The sequence below is a fragment of the Psychrobacter sp. JB385 genome, from assembly GCF_900163785.1.
In the GTDB taxonomy this organism is placed as follows: Bacteria; Pseudomonadota; Gammaproteobacteria; order Pseudomonadales; family Moraxellaceae; genus Psychrobacter.
Map to the genome: position 1 here is coordinate 212,408 of NZ_FUKN01000001.1, position 15,046 is coordinate 227,453.

Genomic DNA, 15,046 nt, shown 5'->3' on the forward strand with positions numbered 1-15,046 from the left:
TTTTATAGGCGACGGCCAGAAGCTGGCAAAGCCATAGTGCTAACTAAGTCGCCTATGGTTGTCTATTTATCATACAACGTAAGTGAGCCTTACCATGAATCAAGAAAATCAAAAAAAATCCTTAAAAATCCTTATTATCATGGATCCAATCGAGCGGGTTAATTATAAAAAAGACACCAGCTTAGCAATGATGTGGGCCGCTCAAGATCGTGGTCATAGTCTGGGTTATTGTCAGATTCATGATTTGTGGTTGAATCGTGGCGAGCTGATGGTGGATACGCAGCCTGTCACTGTCAGACGTGATCCGCAGGATTTTTATACACTAGGCGATAAGTCAACGGGTCTGGTCAGCGACTATGACGTGATTTTGATGCGCAAAGATCCACCGTTTGATATGCGCTTCATTTATGCCACCTATATGCTGGATCATGCCAAGGCGGCAGGCGTACTTGTGGTCAATGACCCACAAGCAATTCGAGATTGTAATGAGAAGTTGTTTGCGACGTGGTTTAGCGATTATATGAGCCCAACGATTGTGACCAGCAAGCAGGCGCATATTCGCCAGTTTATTACTGAGCAACAAGACGTGATTGTTAAGCCATTAGATGGTATGGGCGGTACAGGTATCTTCCGCTTGACGGCCGATAGCCCCAATATCGGCGTGACGCTTGAGATGCTAACGGAACTTGAAACCTTACCAATCATGGCACAGCGTTATTTGCCAGAGATTAAAGAAGGCGATAAGCGGGTATTAATCGTCGATGGCGTCGTGGTAGATTATAGCTTGGCTCGTATTCCAACCAAAGGTGAGACGCGTGGTAATCTCGCTGCTGGTGGTAGCGGTGTTGCCATGCCTTTGACTGATATCGAGCGCCAAGTGGCAGAAGTGGTGGCACCTATTGTAAAAGAAAAAGGGTTGATGTTCGTCGGTTTGGATTTAATCGGTGGCCGAATTACTGAGATCAATGTTACCAGTCCGACGTGTGTGCGTGAGATTGACGATCAGTGCGGCACTGACATTGCAACAGACTTTGTCATGGCAATCGAAAATAAACTGGCAGTTTGAGCCAAGCAGCAATGATAGCGTAATTTATTGCTAAGGGACGTGCACAATGCTTAAAGATGGTTGTGCTAAGATATTTGGTTATGACGCTCTATTTCAAACGACCCCTTATTTTACACATTATTGGGGCGATATTTCTGTCAGTCTTAGAGATTGTTAAGGCTGATTAATCAAAGCCAAGTCGCGATTGTTCACGGCTTGGATTTTTGTTGTCAACCATGCATAAAGTGCTGTATATCAGCCGATGATTTACTCTATACTATGCGAGTTTTTGTGGGGCCCTTATTGGTCGAGATGTTAGAAAAATAAGGGACAATAAGTTATTCATATTAATAAAAAAAAGATAGGCAGGCGTTCATGAAGACACCGCACATATTAATGATGGCTGCTGGTACAGGCGGACACGTGTTTCCAGCGTTGGCCGTGAGTGAAGAGCTCGTCAAACGCGGTGCGGTCATCCATTGGCTTGGAACGCCGCATGGGATGGAAAATGGTCTGGTTGAACCGACAGGTTATCGCTTTCATGCTATCGATATGCAAGGGCTGCGCGGTAAAGGTGTTGGGCGCTTATTAAAACTGCCAATGACATTGTTATCAGCCACGATGGCGACGGTCAGAATCATTCGCAGCAATCAGATTGACGTGGTTGTTGGCTTTGGCGGTTACGTGACAGCCCCTGGTGGTATTGCGGCTCGACTCACAAAGACGCCACTGATTATCCATGAACAAAACGCCATTGCTGGCATGAGTAATCGCTACTTATCAAAAATCGCCACCAAAGTATTGCAGGCATTTGAGCATACCTTTGCTCATAGTGAATTGGACTCAAAAGTTGAGACAGTTGGCAACCCTGTGCGTAATACCATTACGGGCGTTAATGAGCCTAGCGTTCGTTATGATGTGAATGACACATCGCCCCTAAAACTCTTAGTCGTTGGTGGTTCGCTTGGTGCTCAAGCATTGAACAATACTGTACCAAAGGCGCTGGCTTTGATAGAGCGTCCTTTTGAAGTGCGCCATCAGTGTGGACGTAATAATGAGACCGCGACACAAGCCGCTTATGATGCGCAGGATTTGGGTCAGCATAAGTGCGTGGTCCAGCCTTTTATCAATGACATGGCCGCTGCTTATAATTGGGCCGATATGATTGTTTGCAGAGCAGGGGCATTGACCGTTACTGAAATCCAAAACGTCGGTATTGCTGCTATCTTTGTTCCCCTGCCACACGCCGTTGATGATCATCAAACCGCGAATGCGCGCACATTGACGATGCATGATGCTGCGATTTTGTTACCGCAATCTGAGCTAACGCCGCAGCGTTTGAGCGATGAGCTGAGTCAACTGAATCGTCATACCTGTTTGGAGATGGCAAAAAAAGGTCATGCTCTTGCCAATCGTCATGCCAGTAAGCACGTTGCTGATATTATTTGGCAAACCCTATAGCTGGGATATTTTGCCATTCATGGGGATCATAACCCGTTATTTTAATTGATTAAATTTTATTCGCCTTTAACTCATTTGTCTTCAATAAAGAGAACCCTTATGTCTACCTCTGCAAAAGCTCTACCCAAGCGTTTGATTGAAATACCAGAAATGCGCCGCATTCAGCATTTGCATTTTATTGGTATTGGCGGTTCGGGTATGTGCGGTATTGCTGAGGTAATGAATAATCAGGGTTATCAAGTGAGTGGCTCTGACATTAGTGAGAGCTTGGTGACTAGGCGTCTTGCGCAAATCGGTATCAAGATATCCATCGGTCACGATTCTAAAAACATTGCCAATGCCGATGTCATCGTTGTGTCGTCAGCAATCGATCGTAGCAATCCTGAAGTAAAAGCAGCACTTGAAGCGCGTCTACCAGTCGTACGCCGTGCAGATATGCTTGGCGAATTGATGCGCTATCGCCATGGTATTGCGGTTGCCGGCGCGCATGGTAAAACCACCACAACCAGCTTGCTGACCACGATGATGGCAGAAGGAAAGCTTGACCCAACGTACGTGATTGGCGGTAAATTGAATGCTTCTGGCAAAAATGCTGCGCTTGGTAGTAGCCGTTTTTTGGTGGCAGAAGCCGATGAGTCGGATGCGTCTTTCTTATCATTGCGTCCGATGGCAGCGATTGTGACCAACATCGATCAAGATCATATGGAAACCTATGGCAACAGCTTCAATAAATTAAAAGCTGCCTATATTCAGTTTTTACACAATATGCCATTTTATGGTTTGGCTGTGGTCTGCGGTGATGATCCTGATTTATATGCCATGATTGATGATATCGGTCGTCCTGTCCTCACTTTTGGTCTAGAACCATTTAACGACGTACAGGCAGTCGATTTGGTAACAGAGGGCACTAAGACACACTTTACCGTATTGCGCCGTGATCGCGATCCTCTACGTTTGACGCTCAACATTCCTGGTACGCATAATGTCTACAATGCGCTTGCTGCGATTACCATGGCGACTGATGAAGGCGTAGATGATGAAGCTATCAAACGCGCTCTGCAAAAATTCCAAGGAGTTGGACGCCGTTTTGAGCAACATGCTTGTGTGGACATAGATGATGGCAATGTCTTATTGATTGATGATTATGGTCATCATCCAAAAGAAGTGGATGCAACCATCAAAGCGGCACGTCAAAGTTTCCCTGACCGTCGATTGGTCATGTTGTTCCAACCCCATCGTTACAGCCGTACACGTGACTGTTATGACGATTTTGTCGAAGTCCTATCAAGCGTTGATGAGCTGCTTTTATTAGAAGTATATTCGGCTGGTGAAAGTCCAATTATAGGGGCGGATACCAAGTCATTGGCACGTAGTATTCGCTTGCGCGGGGAAGTGGAGCCGACGATTATAGATAAAGATAATCTGGCACCTGTGATGCAGCGTTTATTAAAATCCAACGACATGCTTATTACCCAAGGTGCTGGTAATATAGGACAGATAGCCATCGATTTGGCTGCTAACAATCTTTATATCTAATAAGCTAAAAGACTTTTAGGAATTATCACCATGACAACGAATAACGCGCAAGAAAATGTAAACCTTGATAATCAAGCCAATAATAATACAGACGTGCATCCCGCTCTAAACACTGCCAACCACAATGATAAGAATACGAGCCAGTTTGGCAAAGTGGCCGTGGTCTATGGTGGTAGTAGCAATGAGCGCAGCGTGTCTTTGGACAGTGGTGCAGCAGTATTGCAATCCCTACAAAACCAAGGAATTGACGCGACACATTTTGATCCTAAGGATCAAGATATCACTGAATTACGTGCGTATGATCGCGTTTTTAATGTGTTGCATGGTCGGGGCGGTGAAGATGGCTTGCTACAAGGCGTGTTGCAGTGGTTTGATATTCCGCAAACCGGTTCAGGTATTTTAGCCTCTGCGTTAGGTATGGATAAAGTACGTACCAAACAGCTCTGGCAAGGATGTGGCCTATCGACTGCACCGTTTTCGTTATTGACCGCGGATACTGACTGGCAGCAAGTGGTTAACACGCTTGGATTGCCCCTCATTATTAAGCCTGTACATGAAGGTTCTAGTATTGGTATGACCAAAGTCAATCACCTTGACGAGCTTCCTGCTGCCTATGCAACCGCAGTACAGTGCGGTGATGCCGTGATGGCAGAGCGCTGGATTACGGGACGAGAGTTCACGATTGTCATTATTGATGACGAAGCTTACCCGGTCATTCGTCTTGAACCTGCTGATATCACAAACTTCTATGATTTTGATGCCAAGTATAACCGTAACGATACCAGTTACTATATTCCATGCGGATTGAATGAAGCGGATGAGAAACACCTACAAGCTTTGAGTCTTGCAGCTTTTCGTGCTGTTGATGCAAAAGGCTGGGGACGTATTGACGCCATGCAAGATGAAGCAGGGAACTTTTGGTTACTTGAAATCAATACGGTACCAGGCATGACCAGTCACAGCTTGGTTCCGATGGCAGCCAAAGCTCGTGGCATGGATTTCGATACTTTATGCTGGCATATTTTGGCGCAAACACTGTAGTGAGTGTTTAAATTAAATGGTTTGCTGTATTAAAAAGCGTTTTATTGAGTCTTTTTTATTAAAAAAGAGGCTCAATAGATGGGCTTAAAAAAGAAAAATTACCATGAAGGGTACAGTCATATGCTTTGTCGTACATCCAAATACAAGGGTTTGCAGTACTTAAATGTGTCGCTAGAGCTGCTATAACACAGCTTCGTGTAAACTTGTGTAAATTCACCGTCACTACGCAGTGTTTGGCTATTGTTTAACCATAAAATACGTTAATATTGTAATTATGGGTCTATTTTAGTGATATTTATGTTTTATATGAATACTGTTTATAAGTTATTCATACATTGAGAAAAATGTTACGTTTGAATCCGTATAACGGTATCATTTATGCCGATTTTATCAAGGATTTTGATAACATATTGAATCAACAGACTGCTGCAAAAAAGACGGCATATTTATATTAACAACCTGCATAATCAATTTATGCAATTTATAGAGGCAAAGGTCGTTATGGCTCAAACTGTCAACGAAGTAACTGACTTGATGAGTGATAAAACCCGTCGTCCAACATCTAAGCTGCAAGTACCAACCGCACTGAAATACTTTTTTATGGTATTGGTGCTGGGACTGCTTGTATTGATTCTGATGATGGGCGGGAAAGCATTACGTGATGCGCCTCCTGCTGCTATTTATGTTAGTAATAAAGGTTTGACAAGTGCAGAGTACCAATCATTGCAACAAGTCATGGATCAGCAAGAGGTCAGTAGTTTTTTCACCTCTGATTTACAGGCTTTAAGAGACATTGCAACAGGTTTGGCTTGGGTTGATCAAGTCAGCGTTTCTCGCGATTGGCAGCGTGGTATCGTGATTACTGCACTACCTAAGCAAGCAGTAGCCAATTTTGGTACAGAACGTTTGGTTGATGCAAAAGGGGTTGTTTTTATCCCCGCAGATGACAAAGATCTGACACAAGAACAGTTTGCCACTTTACAGGGTGAACTGACACAAGCTCCAGTTATCATGCAGCAAATGCAACAAGTTAACGATTGGTATGCACCGCTTGGTATTCAAGTAGACGATATTATCTTGTCACCAAGAATGACATGGCTGATTCGATTTGATAATGGACTGCGTGTTATTGTTGATAATGAAAATACCGCCCAAAAACTACTGAATCTAAGCCAACTGCTTGGCAATCAATTAAAGAGCCGTCGCGATGAAATACAGTCTGTCGATTTACGCTATAAGAATGGTTTTACCATTGCTTGGAATATGAATCAGCCGCAGACGGACAAATTACCATAGTAGATAGTAGACAGCAAAAATCAGGTATGTAGCAAAGCAAAGGCGCATTTTGATTTGAGCAAATTTTATAGCATGTCGTTTTATAGCAAGTAGTATTGAACAAACAACATCATAGCGTGTTGATAGCGCTTTTTTTAATGATTTAATGGGAACGTCATTCAGTTTCCTGTTTAGCGATAATTTGTCTGGTAACATGAAAAATACTGAAAATCTAGTTGTTGTCCATTTGAGTGCCACGGCAGTTTATGTCGTTATCGGCAATGTTGTCTCTGCAAAAGACATTCGTATTTTAGGCGTAGGGCAGGTTAAAAACAGCGATTTTTATCAGGGTCAAATAAAACATCGTGAACGACTGCAAGGCGCTATCAAGCAAGCAATACAAGAAGCAGAAGATACTGCCAACTGCCGTGTACATAGCGTGTGGTTGACACTTGCTGCGCCTGAATTGTCTAGTAAAAATAGCGCAGGAGAGGTTCGCGTAGAGGATGAAGTTGTCCGTGCCAAGGATATGGTACAAGCATTATCCAATGCCAAGTCTCGTGATTTACCATCAGATTATTATCTCATGCATTGCTGTCAGCAAGGCATCTACGTCGATGACCAAGACTTTATGGTCGATGATGCAATTGAGATGATGGCACACAATATCACTGTGATGTATCACTTAATGATGATGCCAGTGTCTAGTCGTCAGAATATCCAAAAATTACTACAAAGCTGCGATGTTGGCATTGATCATATTGTATTTGATGCAGTGACAAGTGCTGAGTATAGCTTGATGAGCGATGAGCGCTTGCAAGGCGTCTGTTTGGTTGATATCGGTGCCAGCACTACCAGCATCTGTGTGTATAAAGAAAACAAGCTGATTTTTACGCATTGTATCGCCACAGGCAGTCATGAAGTGACAATGGATATTTCAGCAGACTTCGGTATCTCAATGATTGAGGCAGAAAAGCTTAAAAAGACTCATGGGACAGTCGATGTCAATAGCGTCGATCCAAGCTCATTTTTTCTTTTCAAGCCACAAGGTTCAAACGATGAGATCAACATTGGTGTCTATAACTTAGCCCGTATTATTGAAGCACGTTATGTCCAGATATTTACTGAAGTGGCTCGTCAATTGCATGACGCTGACCTGATAGGATATATTGATAAAGGTATTGTATTATCTGGCGGCGGTAGCATGATTAAAGGGATGGTTCCCTTTGCCAAAAAGCTGCTCAAAATGCCAGTGGTATTGACCAATACTCATCCTGCAATCAGTGCTTACAATCATTTTGATAACGATGAATCCTTTAAACAGCTTAATATTCAAGTAAATGATCGCGCTTATCAGACTGCATTTGGTACACTACTCTATAGTCAAAGCGAGCAGTTCCGCCGCAGTGAAAAAAGTGAGCCTGAAGCGATCCAGAAAAACCGAGTAACAGGGGTTTTTCAAAGTGCAGGACAACGCTTTGCGAGCGTACTGAAAAAAATATTGTAGTCGTGTTTTAAATGTTTAGAAGATTGACCCCTTGCAAAATGCATTGAAATAATCTGATCTAAAGATGATGTAATATTGAAAGTAATGCCTTGATCGGTGATGACATATTTTGTCTAAACTGTATGGTTTAATCCATAGCCCTGTTTTATTTAAATACATTTATATATATAGTGTGTCGATAGCGCAACTCATGAGTGCGTTACCACGTATCGACCATTACGCTATTTGCAACTGGAGAATCTTTTTTATGTCAAAATACACCATGCCAGATGATAACCAGCTTCAAAATAACGGCCAAGCGAGCTTCACTGTATTCGGTGTGGGTGGTGGTGGCGGTAATGCGGTTGAGCATATGGTACAACAAGGAATTAGGGGTGTAACCTTTGTCTGTGCTAATACGGATAAACAAGCGCTTGATCGTTTAACTGCGCCGCACAAATTACAACTTGGTGCAAAAACAAATCGTGGTCTAGGGGCAGGGGCAAACCCAGAAGTAGGACGTGAAGCGGCAGAGAGCGAAGAAGAAGCCATCCGTGCCTTACTTGAGCATTCAGATATGGTATTCATCACCGCAGGTATGGGTGGTGGTACAGGTACGGGTGCGGCGCCAGTGGTTGCTCGTATTGCTAAAGAAATGGAAGTTTTGACTGTTGCAGTAGTGACCACACCTTTCAAATTTGAAGGCGGCAAACGTATCAAAGCGGCCAAAGCGGGTATTGAGCAGTTGACCAACTTTGTGGATTCTATCATTACGATTCCAAATGATAAATTGATGAGTGTCTACGGCAACATCTCTATGCAAGACGCTTTCAAAAAAGCAGATGATGTATTGTTGCATGCCGTTCAGGGTATTGCTGAAACCATCGCTAGCGAAGGTATGATTAACATCGATTTTAATGATATTCGTACGGCGATGACAGCAAAAGGTCACGCCATGATGGGTATTGGCCGTGCCAGCGGTGATGATCGCGCGCGTCAAGCGACCGAAAAAGCCATCAGATCACCACTACTCGATGATCTACGTTTAGAAAATGCCAAAGGTCTATTGGTTAATGTGATTTCGTCTGAATCGTTGTCTTTGGATGAGATGAGTAAAATCAGTGCAATAGTCGAAGAAATCACTGACATCGATGATGCCCATATTTTCTACGGCTCTGTGATTGATGAAAAAATGGGAGATGATTTGCATGTAACTGTTATTGCCACAGGCCTAACGTTAGACGAAAATGCAGGTCAAGAGCCAGAAGTGGTCGAGCAACCAGTTCCATCGGTTAATAGTACCCAGCCTGTCGATCCTAATGTACATACCAGTGCGTTAAATAGCCAAAAACAATCGCAAGCCCAATTGTATCAAGACAGTGCGGCACGTTCGAGTGCTCCTCAAGAGCAACCTAAAACCAAAACCAACAGTATTCAAGATTATCTAAAGCGTCAACAGAATAAGTAACGCTTATAAAGACACTGAATATATTGAACTAAAAAGCCAGTGCTGAGTCACTGGCTTTTTTATGCCCATAAATAGTAGATGTCATAAAAATTGTCATCAAATAGACATATTTGATGTTTTTTTTGCACAAAATGTTTCAAAAAATCAGATATTTCTAAAAAGAAATTCCAATGCTAGGCCTTATAAATTATGAATATATATGACGATAAGTGTTATCAATCAAGGAGATAAGCAAATTAAAGAGTATTAGCTATAGCGAACTGGGGGCAGGTAATGATACACTATGGCAATTGTAACAAAATATGTGAGAAGACAGCCATGAACCAAAGAACCCTAAAAACTGCGATTGCTGTTACAGGTACAGGTCTCCATAGTGGTCAGCCTGTTGACTTAGAGTTTTATCCGCAGCCAGTGGATACTGGTATTGTTTTCGAGCGCTCTGATATCGAAGGCAGTCAGCCAATCCCAGCCAGTGCCTTTTTGGTGCAAGATACCATGATGTCGTCAAATCTTGTATTTGGTGGCACTCGTGTTGGCACCGTTGAGCATCTTTTGAGCGCGATTGCTGGACTTGGCATAGATAACCTGTTGATTCGTGTTTCTGCCTCAGAAATACCCATCATGGACGGTAGCGCAGCACCTTTTGTTGGATTGCTCCTTGAAGCAGGATTGTGTGAGCAAGAAGCGGCTAAAAAATTCATTAGAATTGTTCGACCTGTACGTGTGAAAGTCGATGATAAATGGGCAGAACTGCGTCCTTATGACGGCTTTGAGCTAAATTTTGAAATCGATTTTGATCATCCGGCTATCGATAAAAACTTCCAGCACGCGCAACTGCAGTTTTCTACACAAAACTTCATTGAACAATTAAGCTCAGCACGTACCTTTGGTTTTTTGCGTGATATTGAGGCAATGCGCCAAAACAACTTAGCGTTAGGCGGTAGCATGGATAATGCAATCGTCATCGACGAAGCAAATGTCTTGAATGAAGAAGGCTTACGCTTTAATGATGAGTTTGTCCGTCACAAAATTCTAGATGCTTTGGGAGATTTATATTTAATCGGTTATCCAATTTTGGGTCGCTTTAATGCTTATAAGTCTGGTCATGCGCTAAATAATTTGTTAGTACGTGAAATATTATCTGACCGTGATAATTTTGAAATTGTAACTTTTGATGACAATGTAACTTGTCCTATCAAGTATTTACCTTTAGAAGATTTAGCTGTTGAAGGATGAATACAGGAATATACACGAAGTATCGAAACATTTACGCAATATTACATGATCGGTCTATAATTACATTCTTATAATATTCTATATTTTGAATATAAAGATTTAATTATTTTAAAAATTCTACTTCAGGGTAGAGAATACAAAAGCTACAGATAGTTTTTAAATCATCCATTAGTCATATTCATAATTTGAATGCGACTAATGGATGATTTTTTTTGTTGGTGACATTACAAAACCCCAGCGTTATTCGCCAGTTTTTACGAATTTATTTACATAACTTTACATTAAGAAGCCATGATTTTTAATCATTTATCAAACGCAAAAGGGCGTTTTTGAGATTTTTATCAGTGGTGACATGCTCTGCGGCCTGTGATATAGTCCGCTTTGTGTTTTGGCTAAGGGCCTGATTTTCATTGATTTCAAGAGTTTCTGATTTGATCGTTGATAATGACGATAATCGTTGAATTGAATGATGATGAGCTGAATTTTTAGCAATTACGACGCGAATTTGTTTGAGTTGTTTAAATGTAATTGATTGCTCTGTTAACACTCGCAAATAAGCACTCTGTAAATAGCGGATATGATTAGCAGCTGTTACAGAGCCAACACTGAGTACGAGTTGCTCAGAAGTGAATCCTACCACCCAACAGGTATTTAGGATCTCTTCAGGTAGACAATCTACCAGTAGCTCTTTTATCTCAGCGGTCATTTTTGTATATAGCCGCATATTGTCAGCAAGGGTTTGGGGTAGCGCACTACCAGCAAAAGCTTGATGATCAATAAGCTTAGCAAGCCGATTAGGTTGTTTTTTTGACATCGCAATGACTCATCTAATGGGTGACAACGTCGATAGACATGCTAAAAGCAGTATATAACAAACGATTTGTGAGATATTGGACTAGCCCGAGGTAATAAGCGCTAGTCACTATAGAAAAAAGAGTGGGCTGTTGTAACAAGGATTTTATCATGTTTATTTTGTGATTATATCCTCTAAATTAATTGATGCTTTGTCATGGATGACGAGCGGTCTTGTATTAACAATAGGTAGTAAATTTATGAAACAAGCTTTATTGCTTTTGTCAGTATTGGGAATGGGTATAGCACAGACAAGTGGTGCTGTCGAAACCACCTTTCAACCGAATAATACCTTGAGTCATACCATCACAAATATTTCTACTTCTGCGAACTATGGTTCTAGTCGTAACATCTATAGCACTAACAGCGGTGCTCACGTATATAGTAACGATGAGATCAGCCAAGCTATCGATAACTTGAGTGCCCATGCTAAGCAAAAAGAATATCAGCTTGCATCCTTAACCAGTCGTTTGTCTTATGAGCAGCGCCAGCAACAAGCCAGCCGTGTCCCTGATAGTAACTCTGCCCCTGCTATCGCAGCAGCAAGTGCCGCACGAGTAGCACTGTCTAGAAGTTCTGGTTACTGTGCACGCTACGTACGTAAAGCCCTACAAGCAGCCGGTTACGAATTTACCCCTAATCCATCCGCTTACCAGTACGCCTCACGCGGCACTCTGGCCCAAGCAGGCTTCACTAAGATCAGTAACGATATGCAACCCCAGGTTGGTGATGTCGTTGTCTTTAACCGCACTTCAAGCCGTCCTCATGGTCATATCCAAATTTTTGATGGCAATACATGGGTGTCTGACTTCCGTCAAAACAGCATCAACCCTTATAGTGGCTCTCATAGTTATACTACATGGCGCGATTCGCAGTACGTTGACGATGCGTCAGACCGTGGTATCTACCTTGCTATGGCGGATAAATAGTCAGTTAAATTGCTCTTTAAGTCGACCAGTTTCTCCAGGCCTAGTAATGTTTTAACATTACTGGGCTTTTTTTTGTTTGAATCAGCGCTGTGCGCTAGAGATAAAGTTGAAGAAGGGTTCTGTATTGATTGATAAAAAAGCAATCAGAAAGCAAAATAGAACTACCCTTCAAATTTAGACCAGTGATGAGCGTTATGAAAATCAGGTGGTGAGGCATGGCATGGGGCAAAATACAGCGCAGTCTCATTAAACTTTAGAATGACGCAGGGATGTATGTACTCAATCACAGTGTTATTAAATGCATATTGTTGCTTGGGTAATGGGTTCAAAAGTATGCCAAAACATCGTTCATAACGTGTCAGGGTAGAAGCTCGCGAGGATTTAATAGATAAAGAGTTATAAGTTGGTGAGCGCTGCAAAGACTCATTAGCCCAGTGAATGCCTACGCGTTCTTGTTTATCTATATGATACAAAGGGGAAGGTGGCAACGTTGAAGGATTGCGATAACTGTCAAACTGATATAGCGCATAACGCCCATCTGGACTGGCGTTGATTTCGACATAGGACGCTGCATTTTTTGGGTAGCCAGCTTCATCTTTGACTGGGCTGCCTTTAATAAAACACTCAAGGCACGTTTCCTCCCACAGGTAATCAGAAAAGCCCACTTGTTTTGTCTGCCAAGTCGGCCAATCAAGTTTGGCAGCCAAAGATGGTGTGGGTACGTCGATGTAATACGTGAGTTGTAAATGCAAGGTTGGTTGGGGCACAATTTTGGCAGTTACTTGAATGTGAATACGACTGAGTTCGTCCGCAGTCACCCCAATCTTTTGGGCATCATCTACTATGGTGTCAGTGGCAATACAAAGGGTGAAGGTTTGGCTCATAATTTACTCATACTCATAGACACATATGATAAAAGCCGCGAGCATCAAGCAGCGCGGCTTTTAGGGACTATCGTAATCGTTTGAACAGTTCAGCGATTACAGCATAACATTTCTCAAACTAATATTGTCGTCACGAATTACTGCGCGTGACGTGCCAAATTAGACAGTTTTGGGTTGGCTTGCGGGTTTTTACGCAATAACAATGCCATACGACCGATTGAGTGAATCAAAGTTGCATTGGCAGCGGCAGCTAGCTCTGCGCCAATGACATCACGTTCTTCTTTAGTACCGGCTGGTAGTTTTACTTTAATGAGTTCATGATCTGATAAAGCACGATCAATTTCCTCTGCGATAGTCGGGGTAACACCTTTATTGCCAATCATAACAATAGGTTTAAGCTCGTGACCAATGCCTCGTAGGCGTTTGATGGTAGCGTTATCGAGTTCCATAGAATTTCCAAAGGTTGGTAAAAAATAAAAGATGGTGCTATTGGGCACAATTAGTGACTATTATAGATAATCTGAGGGCATCTTGCATGATATCAGCAGGATTTTGCACGATTTTACGTGATGAAAATGTTAAACTGAATATTTGGTCACATTATAAACGCTATGCTCGGATAAAGCAGTGTTTTCCACAATAGAATTTAACCATTTTAAAACCATCAAACAAATTCATTGCTCAATGGATAGTATATCTAAAATAATTGAGCGGATATCTTATATAGTTAATGTGAAAAGTCGTTTTTGACCAATACAGTATTTAGTTATTACTCAATAATTAATTAACACAGAATGATATTGGTAAAGCAAGAGGAGCAGGTATTTTGGCCACGCGTATTGAAAATAAAAAACTGTCAAAGAGTAGTAGTGCTTGGATGAAGGAGCATATTGACGATCATTATGTGCAAAAGGCTCAAAAAGATGGTTACCGCGCTCGCGCCGCCTACAAATTGTTAGAGATTAATGAAAAAACCAATTTGATCAAAAAGGGCATGACGGTGGTAGATTTGGGGAGCGCACCTGGTAGTTGGTCACAAGTCGCCAGCCAGTTGGTGGGCGAAAAAGGCGTTTTGATTGCTTCTGATATTTTACCCATGGATGCACTGGCCGATGTGATATTTATCCAAGGAGATTTTCGAGAAGCTGACGTATTTGACACGATTATGGCTGAAGTTGGTGATAGGCAAGTCGATGTGGTATTGTCAGATATGGCACCCAATACCGCAGGCAATAGCGCTATCGATCAGCCGCGAATGATGTACTTATGTGAATTGGCTGTGGAGTTTGCTTTGGCAACCTTACCACAAGGTGGCGCACTTATTATGAAAGTGTTTCAAGGTGAGGGGATGCAAGAATTACGCAAGCAAATGCAAAATGATTTTAGTAAAATTCGTAGTATCAAACCAGGTGCTTCTCGCCCTCGTTCAAAAGAGATGTTTTGGATTGCTATCAAATAGTTTTAAATTCAATAGGTTGTTATCAAAAACCGCCGAAAAATGCGTTACCACACATAGACATTATCGATGTCTAAATCCGCTACAATCGTTAACTGAATAAAATAAAAACTTGCTTGAATTATTCAGGCGAGCACCACATATCATGGTATATTAACTTTGTTTCAAACATATGTTTTAGGCAAAGTCGTCTGATAATAAGCGCTTAATACGCTTATCTATGATAGATTTATATAGCATGGATTCTGATAACTTGTTAAGACAGGTCGAATACGACATCACAGTCGCACAAGATATATGTTCTGATATTTTTATTAAAGATAAGTAATACGTTTATAGACGTCACGTGTTTAGTAAACACACCAATAAGTAAGGGA

13 protein-coding genes are annotated in these 15,046 nt (G+C 41.9%); 10 read left to right on the plus strand and 3 right to left on the minus strand.

Features of this window, described 5'->3' with window-relative positions:
* Positions 1–94: 94 nt before the first annotated feature.
* From gshB to lpxC, 8 genes are all read left to right on the plus strand, one after another.
* Entirely contained in the window at positions 95–1,066 is a 972-nt protein-coding gene (gene gshB / locus CZ794_RS00910) for a glutathione synthase (protein ID WP_087039768.1), read from the plus strand.
* A gap of 354 nt (positions 1,067–1,420) precedes the next feature.
* Positions 1,421–2,506 carry an undecaprenyldiphospho-muramoylpentapeptide beta-N-acetylglucosaminyltransferase gene (gene murG, locus CZ794_RS00915; RefSeq protein WP_087039769.1) on the plus strand — a complete coding sequence of 362 codons (1,086 nt, stop codon included), beginning with the start codon at positions 1,421–1,423 and terminating at the stop codon, positions 2,504–2,506.
* A 99-nt stretch (positions 2,507–2,605) separates the two neighbouring features.
* Positions 2,606–4,042: a UDP-N-acetylmuramate--L-alanine ligase gene (gene murC / locus CZ794_RS00920; RefSeq protein WP_087039770.1), complete on the plus strand. Its 1,437-nt coding sequence runs from the start codon at positions 2,606–2,608 to the stop codon at positions 4,040–4,042.
* A gap of 30 nt (positions 4,043–4,072) precedes the next feature.
* On the plus strand, positions 4,073–5,083 hold the full coding sequence (locus CZ794_RS00925; RefSeq protein WP_256958806.1) for a D-alanine--D-alanine ligase: 1,011 nt from the start codon (positions 4,073–4,075) through the stop codon (positions 5,081–5,083).
* 501 nt (positions 5,084–5,584) lie between these two features.
* Positions 5,585–6,379 (plus strand): cell division protein FtsQ/DivIB, encoded by a 795-nt coding sequence (locus CZ794_RS00930; protein WP_087039771.1) that lies wholly within the window; start codon positions 5,585–5,587, stop codon positions 6,377–6,379.
* A 193-nt stretch (positions 6,380–6,572) separates the two neighbouring features.
* Positions 6,573–7,865: a cell division protein FtsA gene (gene ftsA / locus CZ794_RS00935; protein WP_201509084.1), complete on the plus strand. Its 1,293-nt coding sequence runs from the start codon at positions 6,573–6,575 to the stop codon at positions 7,863–7,865.
* A 247-nt stretch (positions 7,866–8,112) separates the two neighbouring features.
* Entirely contained in the window at positions 8,113–9,312 is a 1,200-nt protein-coding gene (ftsZ, locus tag CZ794_RS00940; RefSeq protein WP_087039773.1) for a cell division protein FtsZ, read from the plus strand.
* 318 nt (positions 9,313–9,630) lie between these two features.
* Positions 9,631–10,548 carry a UDP-3-O-acyl-N-acetylglucosamine deacetylase gene (gene lpxC, locus CZ794_RS00945; RefSeq protein ID WP_179207212.1) on the plus strand — a complete coding sequence of 306 codons (918 nt, stop codon included), beginning with the start codon at positions 9,631–9,633 and terminating at the stop codon, positions 10,546–10,548.
* 298 nt (positions 10,549–10,846) lie between these two features.
* Here the strand turns inward: lpxC and CZ794_RS00950 are convergent, their stop codons facing one another.
* Complete coding sequence (locus tag CZ794_RS00950; protein ID WP_087039775.1) at positions 10,847–11,362, minus strand: hypothetical protein; 516 nt, start codon at positions 11,360–11,362, stop codon at positions 10,847–10,849.
* A gap of 238 nt (positions 11,363–11,600) precedes the next feature.
* Between CZ794_RS00950 and CZ794_RS00955 the strand changes: the two genes are divergently transcribed.
* Positions 11,601–12,329, plus strand: coding sequence for a CHAP domain-containing protein (locus CZ794_RS00955; protein WP_087039776.1), 729 nt, complete (start codon positions 11,601–11,603; stop codon positions 12,327–12,329).
* Positions 12,330–12,490: 161 nt separating this feature from the next.
* On the opposite strand, the gene CZ794_RS00960 is transcribed toward CZ794_RS00955, so the two are convergent.
* Both CZ794_RS00960 and CZ794_RS00965 read right to left on the minus strand, forming a co-directional pair.
* The gene (locus tag CZ794_RS00960; RefSeq protein ID WP_087039777.1) at positions 12,491–13,213 is read right to left on the minus strand and encodes a hypothetical protein; all 723 of its coding nucleotides are present in this window, start codon (positions 13,211–13,213) and stop codon (positions 12,491–12,493) included.
* Positions 13,214–13,350: 137 nt separating this feature from the next.
* Entirely contained in the window at positions 13,351–13,662 is a 312-nt protein-coding gene (locus tag CZ794_RS00965) for a YhbY family RNA-binding protein (RefSeq protein ID WP_087039778.1), read from the minus strand.
* A 377-nt stretch (positions 13,663–14,039) separates the two neighbouring features.
* On the opposite strand from CZ794_RS00965, the gene CZ794_RS00970 reads away from it, so the two are divergent.
* On the plus strand, positions 14,040–14,672 hold the full coding sequence (locus CZ794_RS00970; protein ID WP_087039779.1) for an RlmE family RNA methyltransferase: 633 nt from the start codon (positions 14,040–14,042) through the stop codon (positions 14,670–14,672).
* Positions 14,673–15,046: the final 374 nt, after the last annotated feature.